We start from the raw sequence: 18,971 nt of genomic DNA, 5'->3' as shown, positions 1-18,971 counted from the left end.
CACTCAGTCCACCGCCAATCGCCAACCACCCAATCGACCGCAAACCCGCTCCAACCTTGCTTCTCCACCACCAAACTCCACCGCCTCAACCTGCGTTTCGGCGCTGTGTTTTGCAGCGAGGGGCGAATACTAATGTGCGGATGCACAGCTGGCAAGCTCTTTTTGTGAGGCACCCGCAAAAATCTTGCTAGTTACCTGCCCACTACGCGATGTGGCCACACGGTATGGCGGGGTTGAGAGGCCGCCGAACGCCTCACCAGGCCTGCGCGCGACGCAGATGGGCAGGCCATTAGTTCCGGAACGCCCTTCTTACTTATAGAGAAGCCATTGACATCAGTGCTTGACCGGCGCCTTGCACAGCCCCTGGTTGTAGAGAATCGCCTTGCTGGTTGATGCGTAGTTGTCAGCGTCGCACGGCGGCAGGAACAGTGATGCGTCCTTCTGTGCTTTGACGGCAGTCGTCTCAGACAGCACAGCCAGACACTGGGCGTTGTCACCGCGATGGTATTCAGTTACGGCAAGATCACTGCGGACCTTGTCGCGCTCAATCCAATCCATGAAGGGGGCGCAATCGGAGAGCAGCGAACGCAGCGTTGTGCGGGCTGCATCGTAATCCTTGGCGGCATATTGCTTGTGGGCCTGGCCGATGCGGGCCTGGCGCTGGCGGTCTGTGCAGGCGGCCGGGGCACGGCGGTAGTCACCATCAAACATAGCGCGCATGCCGCAGAAATCTCGGCAGGCCTCGGCGGTAGCTGAGGAATCGAGCTTGAGCGCGTCCTTGTTGCCCGACACGGCGATGTGGCATTTGCCCTCATCCGTGTCGACCCCAACGCGGCCGCGGAATGTGCCTTCAATCGCGCACGTGTGGCAGTTGCCGCCGATGGTGGTGATACTGAAGCTGCCGCCCTTGACCGTCATCGTGCCGCTCGCGCTGCCACCCAGGATGTAGACGTACTCGCCCGGCTCGACGGCGGGGCCGGCCGCCATGGCGCACGCGCTAGCCAACCAGCCTGCAATCATCAACGCGCGCTGCGTCCAAATTCCAAATGCCATGGTGTTTGCTCCAGATCCATGGAGGCGAATGCCTCCTGCAAGCGCGCCGTTCTGCGGGAGGCTGGGTATATCGGCACCCAACAGCCCCAACGACCGACGCCGTAACGCTGTCAGATATGAAATAGCGCCAGCACTGCCACGACACCACCGACAGCGCCAACACCGTACGAAAGCACCTGCATCCAGCGCCGGCGCGAGAGCAATGTAATGGCTGCCAGCGCGATCGACACCTGAATGGCGACCACCGCTTGCGCCCACCGGTGATGATGGTGCACGGCAAGCTCACTGGCGTCATCGGCCTCTTTTGCCAGACGCTCCTGGTCTTCAGCCTGACGGCGAATGTCTTCTTTCTCGGCGGCGTAGCGCTGGGCTTCGCGCTTGGCGGCGGCCTGATCGGTGCCGGGCAACTGGGCGGTCAACTCGGCAATGGCCTGCTTCTGGCCTTTGGCCTGATAGTAGGCCCAGCGATTGGCAGCCTCGGTCTTATGGATGGCAGCTTCGTTCTTGGCGAGTAGCGCGGCGTTTTGCGTGGCGCCGCCTTGGTAACCGAAGACGGCGCCGGCTGTCGAAAGAATCGCCGTCATGACGGCGATACGCCCGGCAAAGCTGTCGGCGTGGCCGCTTTCTGCCGCATGCTCGAGCGCGTGGTCATGCGCGCCGTGCACGTGAAATCCTTCTGACATGGTTGCTCCCCTTCTAGTCTTGTATCGTCGGTCGCCCATCAGGCGCGGGCCTCACAATGCATGGCCTTGCGCGGAAAGGCAACGCCATGCGGTGCGCATCCAACGTTGCAGATGCAGCCTCCTGACGCTGACGCGCAGGGAGTAAGCGCGGCAATCGCAAATCATTTATACGCTGAGCAATTGCGCCGTTGAATACACGAAACCGGTCCGTATAATCGCGTAGCAATGCGAATCAGAGCCAATATTCCTTTGGTAATCGCATTGTTAATAAAACAAAACAATACTGCGAGTCAGATCCATGGATGCGTCCCAAAAGCCTTTAGCGCCACTGCCTGAAGAGGAACACCACCCCGCCATCGTCCGCGTGGCCGACGCGACGATCCGCGATGCCAATGCACTGCTGCATGCCAACGGCGGCCTGAAGTTCGGCCGGGGCATGATCGGCACCATCCTGGCGTTGGTGCTGAGCTTTCTGTGCCTGCTGGGCGTACTGGCGTTTCACTTTCCCCAGTATCTGACGACGCCCGAATTGCGGCGCGCGTATTCAGTGGATGTGATTCGGCAGATTCTGTTTGTCTCTCTGCTGATCTCGGGCGGGTTATCGCTGGCGAATATCGTGCTGGATAACCGCCGTCGCCTGAACGGCTTGGCGTTCCTGTTTGTGGTGGTTGCCGTTGCGCTGGGCGGCTCGCGCGTGCCGGTTGGCGATTTTCCGGATCACACGCCGTACATCGGCATGGATTGGTTCATTCTCGACCTGCTCGGCTCGACGGCGATTTTCGTGCTGCTTGAGAAGCTATTCCCGCTCTACAAGAAGCAGCCGGTGTTCCGGGCGGAATGGCAGACCGATATGGCGCACTTTGCGGTGAACCACTTCATCGTGGGGCTAGTGCTGCTGGTGGTGAACTTCGTGATCCACCGCGTGTTCGGATGGATGGTGCATGCGGACTTCCAGCAAATGGTGCAGCACATCTGGTTCATTCCACAGTTGTTGCTGTGCATGCTGGTTGCCGACCTGATGGAGTACGTGACACACCGCGCGTATCACGAGGTGCCGTTCCTCTGGCGCTTCCATGCCGTGCATCACAGCGTGAAGACAATGGACTGGCTGGCGGGCTCGCGTCAGCACATTCTTGAATTGATCGTCACGCGAGTGGCAGTGCTGGGACCGCTGTTCGTGCTGGGATTCGACAAAGCCGTGGTCGATGTCTACATCATCATCGTGGGCTTCCAGGCGGTGTTCAATCACGCCAATGTGCATTTGCCGTGGGGGCCGTTGAAGTACATCTTCGTGACGCCGGATTTCCATCACTGGCACCACTCGTCGGAAGACGAAGCGATCGACAAGAACTACGCCGCGCACTTCGCCTTCATCGATTACCTGTTCGGTACCGCAGTCAAATCGAAAAAGGCCTTCCCGGAGAAGTACGGCGTAGTAGGTGACTACATGCCCGACGGCTTCGTCAACCAGCAGCGCTTTCCGTTCCGACGTCAGCAGAACTGAGTCGAAGGTTTTTCATCATGCCGCTCACCGCCGCTGCTCAGCACCTCATCGCCCGGCTCGGTCTCGAACCGCACCCGGAAGGCGGCTTCTATCGCGAAACCTATCGCAGTGAGGAACGCGTCCAGCGAGGCGTCCCGCCCGTCGAACGTGCGGCTGCCACCGCCATCTATTACCTCTTGGCGGATGATGCATATTCCGCCTGGCATCGGATCCAGTCGGACGAGTTGTGGCACTTCCATGCGGGGGACTCACTCAATGTGCATGTGTTGGAGGACGACGGTACGGTGAGCACGCATCGTCTGGGCAATGCGCCCGACGACGCGATGGCGGTGTACCAGGCGGTGGTTCCGGCAGGCTGCTGGTTTGCGGCCGAGCGCGTGCCGGGTGAACATGGCTATGCGCTGGTCGGCTGCACCGTCGCGCCGGGGTTCGAGTTCAGCGAGTTCGAACTGGCCGACGATGGCGCGCTGCTGGCAAAGTATTCGGCACATGGCGATCTCATCCGAAAGTTGCTGCCCAAGCCTGCGGTACGTTAGTCAGCACCACACCACGCTTTCATAGCCGACCGTGCGGCGGTAGACGCTGACACCCCGCCACGTGCTGTACTCCATGTACGCGCATGTCAGGACGACGATCCAGTTGGCTGCTGCGGTGGCTGTGGTGGACATATCCCCTCCCATCTCGGCGTGCCCGATAGCTGTCTTATTTCTTATCGGCACGTTTTCAGTCTAGGAGAGGGGTCTCCAAAACCATTGCACGAGCAATGACGCTTCTCGGCCCTTATTTCCGGATCTCATCTCCGTATGGGCATCGCGCGTCGCAAACGCCCGCCGGCCGCGGCTCTAATGCATCTTGGAGCGCACAGCATGACGGCGCCGGCTAGTCTTCATCAGTGCGTCGATCTACGCTTGTGAGACGCGCTGCGGCGTGACGCACGCTCCCCCATCCCCATCGAAGAACATCATGGCTACCATCGGATTCATTGGTCTTGGCATCATGGGCGCTCACATGGCCCGCAACCTGCTCAAGGGCGACCACACCTTGATCGTCAGCGGCAAGCATTCTGTGCCGGAAGATCTGCGTTCGCGCACCACGGTTGTCGCCAGCTCAACGGCGGTGGCGCAAGCCGCGGACATCGTTATCGCCATGGTGCCGGACACACCGGACGTAGCCGATGTGCTGTTTGGCGAAGAGGGTGTTGCGCAGGGCTTGGCTGCAGGCAAGCTCTTCATCGACATGAGTTCGATCTCGCCGATTGAAACGCAGGCCTTTGCAAAGCGCGTTGAAGCGCTGGGCGCCGATTACCTCGATGCGCCCGTTTCAGGCGGTGAAGTCGGTGCACGCGATGCGACACTCACGATCATGGTTGGCGGCAAAGCAGCCGCGTTCGAGCGTGCCAAACCGCTGTTCGCCTTGATGGGCAAGAACATCACGCACGTGGGTGACTCCGGTGCTGGTCAGACCTGCAAGGTGGCCAACCAGATCATCGTGGCATTGACCATCGAGGCGGTAGGCGAAGCGCTGCTGTTCGCCTCCAAGGCCGGGGCCGATCCGGCACGTGTGCGCGAGGCGTTGATGGGGGGCTTTGCCTCCTCGCGCATTCTCGAAGTACATGGCGAACGCATGATCAAGCGGACGTTTGATCCGGGCTTTCGCATCGAGCTGCACCAGAAAGATCTGAACCTCGCGTTGGAAGGCGCTCGCAAGCTTGGCATCGCCCTGCCGAACACCGCCGCTGCACAGCAGCTTTTCAATGTGTGCGCCGCCAATGGTGGCAAGGCATGGGACCACTCGGCCATGGTGCGCGCGCTGGAACTAATGGCGAATCACACCATCGCCTGAAGCAAAACGGGGGGGCGTGCCCAGGTGAGCGCAACCCACCCGTTTTTGCGACCGTCGACAGCCTCGGCTTACAGCTCAAGTTGCTCCAGCACTTTCCCCTTGGTTTCGATGCCGAGGAAGTAGATGGTGATCGCGGCCAGTATAGGGACCAGGGCCAGCAGTAAGAACGCATTGCTGACATTGCCCGAGCCGATGGTCGAACCGATCAGCATTGGCGAAAAGATGGCCGCAATCTTCAGCCACGCGCCGCCCATGCCGCAACCGATCGCGCGGATGTTGGTCGGGTACAGCTCCGGCGTATAGACATATGCGGTGATGAAACCGCACGCCATCAACCCCAGCGCCAACGAGCACAACCCCGCCACCACATACAGCGACTGCTCGTGCAGCAGCCCGGCCAGCGCCAGCGAGACACCGCACAGTACGAACGACACCACCATCACCGGCTTGCGGCCCACCTTGTCGACGATCATCGCGCAGACCAACGAGCCGATCACACCCAGCACTGAAGCGAGCGCCGCCAGGTTGAGCGCCAGTTGCAGCGGTGCGTGATAGATCGTCTTGTAGACCGTCGGCAGCCATGTCGACAGACCATACTGGATGAAACCGCACGTCGCCCACAGCATGGCCACGACCACGGTGCGCTTGATGTACACGGGGCCGAACAGATCGCGCATACCGCGCTTCGGGTGGCGATGCGACATCTGCTCGAATGCCGAGGTATCGCCCAGCGGAGGCAACGGTTCCTTCGATTTGGCTTCAAAGCGAGCCTGCGCTGCGTCCGCCTCGGCCATCCGGCCATTGGTCGCCAGCCAGCGCGGGGACTCCGGCACGGCCTTGGGCAGCGTGAAGAACAGCACCAGCGGAATGCCGCCGAGGAAGTACATCACCTCCCAGCCGAAATGCGGTACCAGCCATGCGCCCAGCGCGTTGGACACCAGCAGACCAATCGGAAACACCACCTCATAGAGCAGCACGAAGCGCCCGCGGCCATGTGCGCGCGTGACTTCGTTGATGTATGTGGCCGCCACGGGCAGTTCGCCTCCCAGGCCCACGCCCTGCACGATACGCAGTGCCGCAAATAAGGCAAAGCTGGGCGCCAAGCCGCACAGGAGGCTCATCAAGCCGATAATGCCTGCGCTATAGCCGATCATGCGCACGCGACCGAACCGCTCGGCAAGCATGGGGAACACCAGCGCACCGATCAACTGACCGATGCCGGGCGCGCCAATCACAAAAGCAATCTGCGCAGGGCTCAGATGCCATTGCGCAATCAGCAGCGGCAGCGTAGCCGCGATGACGATCACGTCAAAACCATCGAAGAACGTCGCAAGCCCGATCAGCAGACGCGCGCGCACGTGCATGCCGTTGCTCTTGAGCCGCTCGATGCGGGCAACGATCTTGCCCAGGCTCATCGCGCCCAACGGCCCATCGTGGTCAATTCCGTTGTCAATCAAAACACCTGGCTTCATGTGAAGCTCCTTCCGGAGGAAGTTGATGCGCCACTGGGTCGCTGCCCAGCGGCGCGCGTTGGGTCAGGACGTCAGAACGAGTGATGCACGCCGGTGCTGACAACGAGCTGGTTGCGCTGCGCCGCCACACCGACGCCGTTGATGGCAGCGGACTTCGCATCGCCAGCGGCGCGCTGGTAGGTACCCTGAACGTACACCTGCGTGCGCTTGGAGAACGCATACACGTTGCCCAGGCTGAACTGGTTCCAGCGGGCACCCTCGTACTTGCTGAAGGTATAGCCCACATTGAGCGTGTTGGCGGCGCTGTAATGCCACGCGGTGCCGAGGTCGACGTTCTGCGCGCGGGCATTGGCACCGCCCAGCGTGATGCGCGTTTGCGTGTAGACGGCGTTGATCTGGACCGGCAGGCTGCTGAACTGATACAGCGCGCCGGTACCAAACGACTTGACCGAACTCATCGGCGTCATCACGCCCGGCACCAGCGTCGTGCCCAGCGTGTTCGTGATTCCCAGGCGGCCCGCGATGTCCAGCGCGCGGTCATTCGATGCCGTGTAAGCCGCAGCCGCACGGAAACCGCCGTTGGTGTAGTACGCACCCAGGCTGTAGCTGCGGCTCTTCGACGGCGAACCCGGTACCTCGCCAAAACCATACATGCCGCCCAGCTGCAGCCCGCCGAAGATCGGCGATACGTAGCGCACAGCGTTGTCGATCTGGAACTGGTTGGCCAGGTTGTCGAAGTTGCCCGGATGGAACAGGTAGAAGTTGGTGAGCTGGAAGCCGTTACTCAGGCGGCCGAGGTAATCGAACATGAAGTCCGCCTGGTGGCCGAGTTGGATGTTGCCCAGGCGATCGTTGGTGAGGCCCACCCACGCCGCCCGGTTGAACAGCTTTCCGGCGACCACGCTGTTGCCGGTGTCACCCAGAAAACCCGACTCCAGCTGGAAGATGGCCTGCGTACCACCGCCCAGATCTTCCGAGCCGCGCAGGCCGAAGCGGTCCGGCTGCATGGTGCCGGGGTCCATGCGCAAGGCCGAGCCGCTGGCGGCGCCGCTCTTGAGGCTATTGATGTAGGCCACGCCTTCATCAATGCTGCCGTACAGCGTCACGTTGCTCTGGGCCGCCGCCGTGCCAGCCAGGCTCATCGCCGCAATGGCGAACAAGGTTGTCTTCATTTGCTGTTTCCTCCACTGGACAAGGTGTCCGCCCCGCCAGTTGTTATCGCCGTCTTGGTGGACGAGCTGGTTGTGGTTCTTGCTTTGTTTCGTATGCGAAACGTCGTTTAAAAGAAAAACAGGGCGCAAAAAAAGAGGGCGCGGCTGGTCAGGCCGGCGCCTAAACCATCCTGCGCTTACAGATCAATCACCAGGCGCTTGCCCTTGCAGCCGGATACGCAAACCATCATCGTTTGGTTCGACGCACGCTCGCTCTTGGAGAGCACGCTGTCACGGTGGTCGGGCTCGCCTTCCAGCACGCGCGTTTCGCACGAGCCGCACACGCCTTCCTTGCAGCTATGTTCCACCTCGACGCCAATCTCGAGCAGCGCGTCGAGCAGCGACTTGCCTGCCGGTACGCACAGTTCAGCGCCGTTGCGCGCGAGCTTGACTTGGTACTCCCCTTCCTGCACCGACTCCACACCGGGATCTGCCGCAAAGCGTTCGATATGGACGTTGGTATAGCCGAGTGCTTCACAAGCGGCCTCGAAAGCCCGCAGCATCGGCCCGGGGCCGCAACAATAGAAATGCGTATCGGCCGGATGTCCATCGAGCAGCGCTTTCAGGTCGGGCGGGCCGCCTGCTTCCGCATCCAAGTGGAAGCGCACCGCATCGCCATGCGTGGCCAACTCTTCGGCAAAGGCAGCTTCGGCACGCGAGCGCGCGCAGTACAGCATCGAGAACGTCTTGCCTTGCTCGGCCAGACGGCGCGCCATGCAGACGATGGGCGTCACCCCAATGCCACCCGCGACCAGCACCGTGCGGGGCGCGGTTTCGTCCAGCTCGAAGTGATTGCGCGGGCCGCCGATCTTGAGCGTCGAGCCCACGCGCAACTGCTCGTGCACATAGCGCGAGCCGCCGCGGCTGTTGCGGTCGAGCAGCACGCCGACCACGTAGCGGTCACGCACCTCCGGCGCACCGCATAGCGAATAGCTGCGAACCAGCCCGTTGCCAAGATGCAGTTCGATATGCGCACCGGGTGCGTACTCGGGCAAGGTCTTGCCGTCGACATCGCGCAGCTCCACGCTCACGATGCCTTGGGCTTCGTAGCGCATGGCATGCACGCGCAGGTTGAGGGGGGAATTCATAGCACTTCTCTCTGCAACGTTTCAGCGCTTTTCCGTCAGGAACTTGCCTTCCGGGCCGACGACGTTTTTCTGCCGACGTGTGTTGCCGTCAATGCCACCGTCAATGGCCCATTCGGCAAACACGGTCGGACCGGGTTCGAAATCGCGCGGCTGCCAGTCCGCGTCGAGCTGGTCTTCATCGGCGTAATACTCGATCAGGCCGCCGGCAGGGTTCTTGAAGTACCAGAAGTACGCCGACGAAATCGGATGACGTCCCGGGCCCAGTTGCGTGTCCCATCCACAGCGCGACACATGCATGCCACCGCCGAACACTTCATGGATGTCGCGCACGGTAAAAGCGACGTGGTTGAGCCCGCTCTTGGCCTGCGGCGTTTGCAGCAGGAACAGGTCATGGTGACCGCCTTCCGGCTCGCAGCGCAGGAACGCGCCCCGACCCGGATAGTGGTCGGACGGTACAAAGCCGAGCTTGTCGATATAGAAGCGCTCGGTGGCCGCCACGTCCTTCACGAAGAAGACCACGTGACCCACTTCAATGGGCGTGGCACGTTCGTAGATCGGGCTGGGTTGATTGCGGCGCGGTTTGTCCGTCCACGTGTTCATCTCAGCGCATTGCACGTCGATATCGCGCTTGGTGGTCAATTGCGCACGCACTGCCAGGCCGTTCGGGTCGGTGCAACCAACGCGGCCGTCGGCGTGGACATAGCCTGGCTGATCGGCCAGCTTGTCGACCAGGCGGTCGAGCACTGCTTGCGAATCGGCGCCCCAGATCACTTCGCGCAGCGTCGGGCCGGCTTCCATGGCGGGGGGCAGCGAGGCATCGTCGGTGCGCTTGACGCGCACGCGGCAGCCGTTGAGCGTTTCGAACAGCAGGCCGCTGGCGTCTTCCGATTGCAGGGCTAGGCCCCAATCCAGGAAAAACTGTTTGCAGACGGCGAGGTCGTCGGCACCGTAGACGATTTCGTCGATGCCTCGAATCGTGTTCATCTTCATCTCCTGTGGTCCGGGCGGTTGCTTCGAGCTTCAGTTGGCGTTGGCCCAGGCCAGCGGTTGTTCGTTCAGGCCCCAGTAGAGGCTCTTCTGCTCCATGTACTGCAGGATGCCGAGGCGGCCCTTCTCGCGGCCCAGGCCACTGTCGCGCCAGCCGCCAAACGGCGTCGAAATCGAGAACTGCTTGTACGTGTTGATCCACACGTTGCCGGCCTGCACCGCGCGGCCGATCCGCCACGCGCGCTTGTAATCGCGCGTCCAGATGCCGGCGGCCAGCGCGTACACGCTGTCGTTGGCTTGTTCGATGAGTTCGTCTTCATCGTCGAACGGCATGGCAACGAGCACGGGGCCGAAGATCTCTTCCTGGCAAATGCGTGCGCTGTTGGTAAGGCCTTCGATGATGGTCGGCGTGTAGAAGTAGCCCGATTCACAGCCGGAGATCTCCGGGCGCAAGCCGCCCGTGCGCAGATGGCCGCCCTCTTGCACGCCCATCGCCACGTACGACTCAATCGTCTCGCGATGGCGATCGGTGATCAGCGGGCCCATCTGCGTGGATTCATCGGCCGGATTGCCGACACGCAGGCGTGCTGCGGCAGCGGCCAGGCGATCCATGAACGGCTCGTATAGCGAACGCGCCACAAAGAGGCGCGAACCAGCGATGCATGACTCGCCCGACGAGCTGAAAATGCCGTACAGCACGCCATTGACCGCGTGGTCGAGATCAGCATCCTCAAACACCATCGTCGGCGACTTGCCGCCGAGTTCGAGCGACACCGGCATCATCTTGTCGGCTGCAATGTGCGCGATATGGCGGCCGGTGTTCGTGCCGCCCGTGAATGACACGCGACGCACCAGCGGATGCTTCGTGATCGCATCGCCAATGACGGAGCCCTTGCCGGGCAGCACGCTGATCATGCCCTTGGGCACGCCCGCCTCTTCGCAAATGGCGGCGAGTTCCAGCGCCATCAGCGGCGTGACTTCGGCCGGTTTGACGACGACGGCGTTGCCTGCAGCCAGCGCGGGCGCCATCTTTTGCGCTTCGCTGGCAATTGGCGAATTCCATGGCGTGATGGCCGCCACCACGCCCATGGGCTCATGCACGCTCATCGTCAGGCAATCGCCACGCGCAGGCGTGAGCGATTCCTCCAGCGTCTCGCATGCGGCACCGAAGAACTGGAACGTGGCCGCAGCGCTTGCCACCAGGGCTCGCGTCTCGTTGATCGGCTTACCGTTGTCCAGGCGCTGGCGTTGGGCCAGCGCTTCGCTGCGCGAGCGGATCAGCTCGGCTACGCGGTACAGAACCACGGCGCGCTCGTGTGGCTTGCGCTGCGCCCAGCCGCTGGAGAGGAAGGCGCGGTAGGCACCAGCCACAGCCTCTTCCACATCGGCGACGCTGGCAGCGTTGAGTTCAGCCACCACCTCGCCCGTGGCCGGATAGCGCGTGACATAGCGCTCGCCAGTGCCAAGGCGCCATTCGCCTGCGATGCAGATGGGCAGCAAGGACGTTGCGGTTGCGTTAAGGGTAGAGACAGTCATGGCGCAATGGCCTCGCTTAAATCGAAACGGCGTGCGCGCGGTTGCCCAGCGCACGCACCACGCTGAACACCGTCAGCGCAGAAGTCTTGGGGTTGGCCGCGAGCGGCTTGCCGCGCATCGTCAGCTCGAAGCCGCCAAAGGCGCCGCGAGCCTCAACGTGATGGATGTTCTCGTCCACCGTCGGATCGGCCAGCAGCTTGACGTGCGTGTGCTCCAGCCCCAAGCCCGCCAACGACAACGTGGCAGCCACGTTGGCATTCTTCGGGAACAGGCGTGCAGCTTCGCGGGCGTTGCCTTCGAAGATCACGGTCGGCTCGCGCAGCGCGTCGAGGTCAAACTGCTGCTCGGCCGGCGTGTCCTTCCAGGCGCGCGGCGGCTTGCGGCCGGTGTAGGTCACGGCATCCAGCCCGCCGACACGCGCGGCGGCCAGTGCATCGATAGCGCCAATGGCGCCCGACAGCAACTGCACCTGCGCGTTGCCACGCCGTGCCGCTGCCTCCAGCCGTTCGGCCACACCCGGTTCGGACAGCGCGCCCACCGATACCACCAGGCAATCAATGCCCTGCTCCAACGCCGGCAACACATGCTCTTCCAGCGCGTCGTGGCCAGCGCATTCGACCAGCAGATCAGGATGCGCGTCGGCCGACAGATGCGTCGTGACACGCGCATTCGGCGCGAACGGTGCGATGGCCTCGCGCGCCTTGTCCATCGCGTGCTCGGGCACGATCACGGCGTCAAAGCAGACATCCGGATCGCTCTTGAGCAATTCCAGAACGCCCTGCCCGATCGCTCCGCACCCGACCATCGATACATGCAGCATGTCCGGCTCCTTGAATTGGCTCGATCGCAGGTTCACGCCACCACCGTCGTACGCTCGGCGGCGCGTTCGCCCTGGCCATCCTTGGCCTGCTGATTGACGGGCGGGCCTGCAAAGATGGTCTTGAAGCTGCCAATGGAGAGCATGTCGATCTCCATCAGGAACGGCCCTTCGCCGCTGGTGGCTTCGGTCAACGCGCTGCCCACGTCGGCCAGATCCGATACGCGGCGATGGCGCAACTGCAGCGACTGCGCGAGTGTCGCGTAGTCCGGCGTGTGCAGATCCACGTAGTGGCGGCGGCCGCCGTACTGCGCGTCCTGGATGTTCTTGATGACGCCATAGCCCTTGTCGTTCATCAGCACGATGACGAGGTTGGCGCGCTCCTGCACAGCGGTCGCCAGCTCACCCAGGTTCAGGATGAAGCCGCCATCACCGGCCAGACAGAACGTGGTCTTGCCCGATCCAGTGGCTGCCGAACCGATGGCCGCGCCAATGCCCATGGCCAGACCTTGGCCGATGCCGCCACCCAGCGCATGCACGCCAGCACGCGAATCAAAAATACGCAGCTGACGATTGCCCCACGTGCTGTTCGACACGGTCACATCGCGCACCCAGTTGAACTCGCGGCCAACTGCGGCTTGCAACGCATCCACCAGCTTTGCGTACGGCCCGAGGCCATCGATCAAGCCGCGCACCGCCGTCTCGTGTGCGGCGCGCAGGTCGGCGGCGAATGCCGCATCGATCTGCATCTTCTTTTCCAGTCGATCCGCCAGGCCTTCCAGCGCGAGGGCCGAATCGCCGCACACGAAATAGTCGCTGGCGTAGCAACGGCCTTCTGCCGACGCATCTGCATCAATGCGGTACAGCGGACGCGGCAGCTTCAGTTCGTACTTGAGCGTTTCGTTGCCGCGCAGGCGCGAGCCAACCACGACCATTGCGTCGCACGTCTGGTAGAACGCTTCGACCGGCTTGTGCAGGTTGAACGCGCCCAGCGAGCGAGGATCATCCTCTGGCACGATGCCGCGGCCCTGCGTGCTAGTAACCACGCCAAAGCCCAGATCCATCAGGCGCTTGACCTGCTTCGCAGCGTGGCGGGCGCCACCGCCCAGCCACAGCATCGGACGGCGTGCGCGCGACAGGCGCTCAGCGAGTTCGTCCAGCGCGTGGGCCGACGGCACATGCTGCGGCACCTGCAGCGGGCGCAGATCGTCCGGCATCGGGATCAGCGCGGCTTGAATATCGATGGGAATCTCCACGCTCACCGGGCCGGCCGGGGCCGTGAGCGCGGTCTGCACAGCCAGCTTCATCGTGCTGATGGCGGTGTCGGCACTGCGCACGCGGAAGGCCGCCTTGGAAACGGCTTTGAGCATCGTGAGCTGGTCCGGCGCTTCGTGGATGTACGCGAGGCTTTGATCCAGGTACGGCGTTTCGATCTGGCCCGTGATGTGCAGCAACGGCGTGCCTGCGGTCAGTGCTTCAACCATGGCACCTGCCGCATTGCCGGCAGCAGTACCTGTGCTGGTCAGGCAAACGCCCAGGCTGCCTGTAGTACGGGCATAGGCGTCGGCCATGTTGGCGCCGCCGGCTTCACCGCGCGCCATGATGAAGCGGATCTTGCCGCGCTCACCCATCGCATCGAGGATAGGCATGTTGTGGATCGAGATGACGCCAAAGGCCGCCTTGACCTCGCAGGCCTCCAGGAAAGCCGCAATCGCGTGGCCCACCGTGACCAGTTGTGGTTCCTGTTGTTGTCTATTAAGCATGACGGGAGTGTCCTCCGGAGATATCGATGTGGCTGCCCGTGGTGTACGAAGACAACGGCGAGGCAAGGAACAGAATGGCGCGGGCTGCTTCTTCCGGCAGGCCCAGACGTCCAAGGGGAATATGTTTTTGTGCGGCCAGGCGGCGCGTCCAAGCGGCCCAGTCGAGATGGCGATCTTCTTCGGGGCGTGCCTCGAAGCGGCGGCGCCATTGGCCGGACTCCACCAGCCCGATCAGGATGCCGTTGACGCGCACGCCCTTCGGTGCAAATTCAGTCGCCATCGAGCGCACCAGGTTGAGCACACCCGCACGCGCGGCCGAGGTAGCCACCATATGCGGCTCGGGCTGCTGCGCCAGCAGCGAATTCACGCAGACGATCGCGCCGTGCTCCGAGCGCTCCAGTTGCGGCATGAAAGCGCGCGTGGGATGAATCACGGAGAAGAACTTGAGATGCAGCTCCTGCGTCCACGCGGCATCGTCGGTATCGGCAAACGTCGAGACGCGGCCCTGGCCGGCGTTGTTGACCAGCATGTCGACGGGGCCGAGCGCCTGCTCCACGGCACCGGCAAACGCAGCCGTCTGAGCGGCGTCGAGCACGTCGCACGTTGCGGCAAACAGCCTGGCGTTGGGGAAGCGGCTGCGCAGGCCTTTTTCGGCTTGCGCAAGACGTTCGGCGTTGCGGCCGCACAGCGCCACGGCGGCGCCGGCTTCCAGCAGCAGTTCAACGGTGGCCAGGCCGATGCCGGAGGAGCCTCCGGTCACGACAGCGGTCTTGCCGGTCAGATCGATCATCGGCATGGTCATTCCCGGAACAGGTTGACGACCTTGCCGCTGACGGGGCGGTAGTCCAGCAGGTAAGACAGCTCGCCAGCAGCGGCGCGCACCTTGTCGATCATCAGATCGAGTTGTGCGGGCTCAATGCGCGGCGACGGAATGGTCGTGCCGAGCGCCGCCACCACCTTGCCTGCGCGGTCCAGCACCGGCGCAGCAATCGTCGAGATGTTCGCTTCGAAGAAGCCTTCCTGCAGCACGTAGCCGTGTTCGCGGTCGCGCTGGACCATCTCGAACAGCTCTTCCACCGTGCGCGGCGTGTTGGCGGAGAACACCTCCAGCTGGGGCTCCGGATAAAGCTGACGCAATTCCGCCAGCGACAGGTCTGCCAGCAGCACACGACCCAGCACCGTGGCATGTGCCGGCAGGCGCGTGCCCACATTCACCGAGCTGGTGAACGGCGTGGGAGCGACCGACTTCGCCACGTAGACGATCGAGCGGCCATCTCGCACGACGAGGTTGCACGGATAGTGAATGTCGTCGCGCAGGCGATCAAGCAGCGGACGGCCCAACTCGGTCAATTCCAGCGAGGCGAGATACTCAAAGCCCAGGCGCAGCACCGCCATGCCGAGACGGAAATCGCGACCGCCGTCCACGCGCTCGATGAAGCCCATCACTTCGAGCGTCGTCAGCAGGCGAAATACCGTCGAACGCGGCACCTTCAGCCGGCGTGCCAGCTCCGGCGCCGAAAGGACGCGGTCTTTGTGGCTAAATTCGCACAGGAGGCGCAGGCCGCGTTCGAGGCCCGGCACGATGTACTTCTCCTGCACGTCTTCTGGAATGAGGTCGTTGCTCATACGTCTTGGCGCTTAGGCGTTTTGAGATTGGGAGAGAACGGCTTGTTCGACCAAGCCTGCGACAGCGTCAGGCGCATCGATATAGGAGGCGTGCCCCGCAGACGGCACAAGTGCAAACGGCAGACCAAACGTCTTGGCCAGCGCTTCGCAGCCCTGCGGCGGCGTGATGCCATCCACATCGCCACAAGCGACTTGTGCCGGCGTCGATGCGGGGCGCTTGCTCAGATAGGCGCTGATGTCGTCGCCGCTGAGCATCGCCACGGCCTGGCGGTAACCGCCATCGTTGAGGCGCTTCATGTTCCAGCGCACCCAGGCGCGCTCTTCGTCGGTGGCATTCGGGCGCAGCAGGTGCGCGTGGCGCGACTCCGCCATGCCGTCGATGCCGAGCTGGTCCAGCGTTGCAAGACGCTGCGCTTGCACGGCCAGCGACTTGTCTTCCTGCCCCGGCTGGCCGTAGCCCTGCGCGGGGTTCAGCAGCAGCAGGTGCTTCGGCTGCATCGTCGTTGGCGCGTCGGCCACATACGCTGATGCCATCAACGCACCCAACGAATGACCCACGATCACATCGGGTGTCGCATGCAGCGCAGCCAGCCATGCCCGCAACTGCACCGCATAGTCGGCGGCGCGCGGCGTGGCCTGTTCAAGCAGCGTGGAATTGCCGTAGCCCGGTGCATCCCATGCCAGCACGCGCATGGTTTGCGAAAGAACCTGGGCACAAGGCAGCCATGACGCGGCGCTGGAGCTGATGCCGTGCAACAGCACCACCACCGGCCCGCTCTCGCCCCATTGCCGATAGCCGATGCGATCGCCGCGCACATTGATCGCGACGGTGTGTTCGGCGAAGTCGCCGCCCAGCGCGGCAAGCGCGTCGGCAACACGGAACGGATGGGAGGACATGACAGCCTGCACGCTCATGGCATCAACGCTTGATCTTGGCGAGCGGATGCTCGGGCGGGTACGTCGGCGTGATCGGTTTCTTGGCACCCAGCATCACGCACATCAGCGCATCTTCATCGCCGATGTTGATTTCTTCGCGGTACACGCCGGGCGGCACCGAAACGAGGTCGCGATCGGTGAGGATGGTCTCGTAGCGTTCGCCGTCCTTCTCCAGCACAAGCTTGAGCTTGCCGCGAATGACGAAGAACACCTCCTCCACATCGGTGTGGAGGTGCGACGGCCCCTCGTGACCGGCCGGAATGACCATGGTCGAAAACGTGAAGTGCTCCGCCGGCACGGTGTTGGTGTCGGCCGCCACGCCCGTGCCGCCCGTGCCGAGGTAGCGCATTTGCGCACGGCGGTATTTCGGGTCGTAGTCGGCCTGGAACTTGAGGGCATCCCAGTCGTAGCGGCGGGTGGAGAAACGCGCCACGCGGCTGTTCATCCAGTCCTCAAACGACGCGCCTTCCGGGCGGTCCCACGTGCGTTGCACTTGCTGTTGTTCGGAGAGATCGCTCATCGAATACCTCTTCTGAATGGAGTGTGGATGCATTACTGCATGACAAAACCGCCGTTGACGGCCAGCGTCTGGCCCGTCACGAATCGGGAAAGATCGGACAGCGCGAACAGCACAGCGCCGCACACGTCGTCGGGCACCTGATCGCGCGAGATCGCGCGTTGGTCGCGGTACAGGGCATGGCGGTGTGCCGGCACGTATTCGGTGGCTTCTACCAGCGTCAGACCCGGCGCGATGGCGTTGACGGTGATACCGTCGGCGCCGCATTCGCGCGCCAATGACTTGGTCATGCCGATGACAGCGCTCTTGCTGGCCACGTAAGCCAACAGATTCGGCGCGCCCCACAGCGGTGTGTCCGACGACAAGTTGACGATCGCGCCTCGGCCCGATGCCTTGAGTGCAGGCAGGCAGGCTGTCGTCATCAGCCACGTGCCGCGCACGTTGACGTTCATCACGCGATCCCAGGTGTCAACGTCGATCGACGATGCGTCGCGCCCGCCCGAGTTGGTGATGGCCGCGTTGTTGACGAGACCATCGAGCCCGCCCAGAGCTTGCACAGCTGCCGCAGCGCACGCCTGAATGGAAGCCGGATCGCCAAGATCAAGCACAAATCCATGTGCGTCGAAGCCCGCCGCACGCAGTGCTGTGGCCTCTTCCTGCACGCGCTCGCCAAGAATGTCGGCCAGGGCAACCGCGCCACCGGCTCCGGCAATCGCCTTGGCAAACGCCAGACCCAGTCCGCGCGCAGCGCCCGTGACGAGCACCTTGCGGCCAGCCAGCAGCCCGGCAGTTGGATGGCGCTCAGGCATGTTGGGCTTCCGTGGGAACGGGCTTGAGCATGGCGACCGGCGTATCGGCCAATTCGGCGGCAGCGCGGCGTGCCAGCACGCGGCGGATACGCGTGATGCCAATGTCGTGCTGGTATAGCGTCTCGTGATCGCGCGCCTCGGGGGCCATCGATTCAAGCACCACGCGGTCCTGCTCCAGCACATCCCAGTGCAGACCTTCCAGGCGGTTGCGATACAGGAAGCGCCACACGTCGCGCTGCCAGCCCTGCACGTGGCGCGTGCGCCAGAAGTAGACGATGCAGTGTTCTTCATCCACCGGCGTCACGATGCCGATGATGGTGAACGGGCCTCCAGGGCCAACCTTCGGTTGATACGGAATCGACAGGCGCAGCCACATCGTGCCGGTCTCGCCAAACTCCGTCCAATCGAAGTTCACGCCGCGCTGGCCGGTTTTCTGGAACATGATCCCGTGATCGGTTTCCACCACTTCCATCACGGCCTTCTTCTCGCCGCTGGCCATCGAGTGCGACACGGCGTGCAGGTATGCACCGTGCATCGGGTCCATGACGTTGTCGATGGCATAGCGGTAGTTGACGTTCCAATGCGCGAAGCAGAGGAAGTGGCTGTGCTCGTCGCTGGTCAGCTCTTCAGGCAAGCGCAGCGTGCCGACAGCGTCGTCGAACTCGGACGGAGCCTTGTCGCCAAACCACAGGAAGATGGCGCCGGCACGTTCCTGCACCGGATAGCTGCGCACGCAGGTCTTGCCTTCCATGGGGCACGCATCAACGGCGGGCACGCTCGTCACCGTACCCCGGCCGTTCACCTCAACGCCGTGGTACCAGCAAGCCACGTGGTCGCCCAGGTTCCAGCCCATCGACAGGCGCGCGCCGCGGTGCGGGCAGCGGTCTTCCAGCGCATGCACCTGGCCAGCGGTATCACGCCACAGCACGATGTTCTGACTCAGGCGCGTAATGCCGACCGGCGCATTCTTCACATTCCACGACGCCGCCACCGGATACCAGTAGTTGCGCAGACCGGTGTTGATGCGCGCTTCCTTCTGCGCTTCCTTGTTGCCTTCCATTGCTTGCCTCTTCTGATGGGGTTGAGCCGGGCGCCTCTGCGGGCGATGCGGCGTCGAATCGTGTTGG

At 63.1% G+C, this 18,971-nt stretch carries 19 protein-coding genes; 3 read left to right on the top strand and 16 right to left on the bottom strand.

Annotation, left to right across the window (positions count from 1 at the left end; all coding sequences use genetic code 11):
• Positions 1-333: 333 nt before the first annotated feature.
• Together NKG59_RS24925 and NKG59_RS24920 are read right to left on the bottom strand one after the other, a co-directional pair.
• A complete protein-coding gene (locus NKG59_RS24925; protein WP_253542672.1) occupies positions 334-1,053 on the bottom strand; it encodes a hypothetical protein in 720 nt (239 codons plus the stop codon).
• Positions 1,054-1,163: 110 nt separating this feature from the next.
• Positions 1,164-1,736: a DUF4337 domain-containing protein gene (locus NKG59_RS24920; RefSeq protein WP_024979208.1), complete on the bottom strand. Its 573-nt coding sequence runs from the start codon at positions 1,734-1,736 to the stop codon at positions 1,164-1,166.
• A gap of 298 nt (positions 1,737-2,034) precedes the next feature.
• Between NKG59_RS24920 and NKG59_RS24915 the strand changes: the two genes are divergently transcribed.
• Both NKG59_RS24915 and NKG59_RS24910 read left to right on the top strand, forming a co-directional pair.
• A complete protein-coding gene (locus tag NKG59_RS24915) occupies positions 2,035-3,240 on the top strand; it encodes a sterol desaturase family protein (protein ID WP_045206582.1) in 1,206 nt (401 codons plus the stop codon).
• 17 nt (positions 3,241-3,257) lie between these two features.
• Positions 3,258-3,776, top strand: a complete 519-nt coding sequence (locus tag NKG59_RS24910) for a cupin domain-containing protein (protein WP_253542668.1) — start codon at positions 3,258-3,260, stop codon at positions 3,774-3,776.
• Here the strand turns inward: NKG59_RS24910 and NKG59_RS26450 are convergent, their stop codons facing one another.
• Positions 3,777-3,908, bottom strand: coding sequence for a hypothetical protein (locus NKG59_RS26450; protein WP_301288265.1), 132 nt, complete (start codon positions 3,906-3,908; stop codon positions 3,777-3,779).
• 295 nt (positions 3,909-4,203) lie between these two features.
• On the opposite strand from NKG59_RS26450, the gene NKG59_RS24905 reads away from it, so the two are divergent.
• On the top strand, positions 4,204-5,082 hold the full coding sequence (locus tag NKG59_RS24905) for a 2-hydroxy-3-oxopropionate reductase (RefSeq protein ID WP_253542665.1): 879 nt from the start codon (positions 4,204-4,206) through the stop codon (positions 5,080-5,082).
• A gap of 68 nt (positions 5,083-5,150) precedes the next feature.
• On the opposite strand, the gene NKG59_RS24900 is transcribed toward NKG59_RS24905, so the two are convergent.
• From NKG59_RS24900 to NKG59_RS24840, 13 genes are all read right to left on the bottom strand, one after another.
• Complete coding sequence (locus NKG59_RS24900; RefSeq protein ID WP_253542662.1) at positions 5,151-6,554, bottom strand: MFS transporter; 1,404 nt, start codon at positions 6,552-6,554, stop codon at positions 5,151-5,153.
• Between the two features lie 71 nt (positions 6,555-6,625).
• Positions 6,626-7,726 carry a porin gene (locus NKG59_RS24895; protein ID WP_024979213.1) on the bottom strand — a complete coding sequence of 367 codons (1,101 nt, stop codon included), beginning with the start codon at positions 7,724-7,726 and terminating at the stop codon, positions 6,626-6,628.
• A gap of 176 nt (positions 7,727-7,902) precedes the next feature.
• The gene (locus tag NKG59_RS24890; protein WP_253542659.1) at positions 7,903-8,853 is read right to left on the bottom strand and encodes a PDR/VanB family oxidoreductase; all 951 of its coding nucleotides are present in this window, start codon (positions 8,851-8,853) and stop codon (positions 7,903-7,905) included.
• Between the two features lie 21 nt (positions 8,854-8,874).
• A complete protein-coding gene (locus NKG59_RS24885; protein ID WP_253542656.1) occupies positions 8,875-9,837 on the bottom strand; it encodes a VOC family protein in 963 nt (320 codons plus the stop codon).
• A 36-nt stretch (positions 9,838-9,873) separates the two neighbouring features.
• On the bottom strand, positions 9,874-11,376 hold the full coding sequence (locus NKG59_RS24880; RefSeq protein WP_253542653.1) for an aldehyde dehydrogenase: 1,503 nt from the start codon (positions 11,374-11,376) through the stop codon (positions 9,874-9,876).
• A 16-nt stretch (positions 11,377-11,392) separates the two neighbouring features.
• Positions 11,393-12,196, bottom strand: a complete 804-nt coding sequence (locus tag NKG59_RS24875) for an aspartate dehydrogenase (protein ID WP_253542650.1) — start codon at positions 12,194-12,196, stop codon at positions 11,393-11,395.
• 32 nt (positions 12,197-12,228) lie between these two features.
• Positions 12,229-13,956, bottom strand: coding sequence for a thiamine pyrophosphate-binding protein (locus NKG59_RS24870; protein WP_253542647.1), 1,728 nt, complete (start codon positions 13,954-13,956; stop codon positions 12,229-12,231).
• Positions 13,949-14,752 carry an SDR family oxidoreductase gene (locus NKG59_RS24865; protein ID WP_253542644.1) on the bottom strand — a complete coding sequence of 268 codons (804 nt, stop codon included), beginning with the start codon at positions 14,750-14,752 and terminating at the stop codon, positions 13,949-13,951. Before NKG59_RS24865 ends, NKG59_RS24870 begins: the two co-directional genes overlap by 8 nt.
• 2 nt (positions 14,753-14,754) lie before the next feature.
• Complete coding sequence (locus NKG59_RS24860) at positions 14,755-15,582, bottom strand: IclR family transcriptional regulator (protein ID WP_045206558.1); 828 nt, start codon at positions 15,580-15,582, stop codon at positions 14,755-14,757.
• Between the two features lie 12 nt (positions 15,583-15,594).
• Entirely contained in the window at positions 15,595-16,497 is a 903-nt protein-coding gene (locus NKG59_RS24855) for an alpha/beta fold hydrolase (protein ID WP_253542641.1), read from the bottom strand.
• A gap of 4 nt (positions 16,498-16,501) precedes the next feature.
• Complete coding sequence (locus tag NKG59_RS24850; protein ID WP_253542638.1) at positions 16,502-17,038, bottom strand: cupin domain-containing protein; 537 nt, start codon at positions 17,036-17,038, stop codon at positions 16,502-16,504.
• Positions 17,039-17,070: 32 nt separating this feature from the next.
• Positions 17,071-17,844, bottom strand: a complete 774-nt coding sequence (locus tag NKG59_RS24845) for an SDR family oxidoreductase (protein ID WP_253542635.1) — start codon at positions 17,842-17,844, stop codon at positions 17,071-17,073.
• Positions 17,837-18,904 carry an aromatic ring-hydroxylating oxygenase subunit alpha gene (locus NKG59_RS24840; protein ID WP_253542632.1) on the bottom strand — a complete coding sequence of 356 codons (1,068 nt, stop codon included), beginning with the start codon at positions 18,902-18,904 and terminating at the stop codon, positions 17,837-17,839. Before NKG59_RS24840 ends, NKG59_RS24845 begins: the two co-directional genes overlap by 8 nt.
• Positions 18,905-18,971 lie beyond the last annotated feature (67 nt).

It is taken from the genome of Ralstonia chuxiongensis (assembly GCF_024158925.1).
GTDB classification, from domain to species: Bacteria; Pseudomonadota; Gammaproteobacteria; order Burkholderiales; family Burkholderiaceae; genus Ralstonia; species Ralstonia chuxiongensis.
This window is presented reverse-complemented; position numbering and strand designations above follow the sequence as displayed.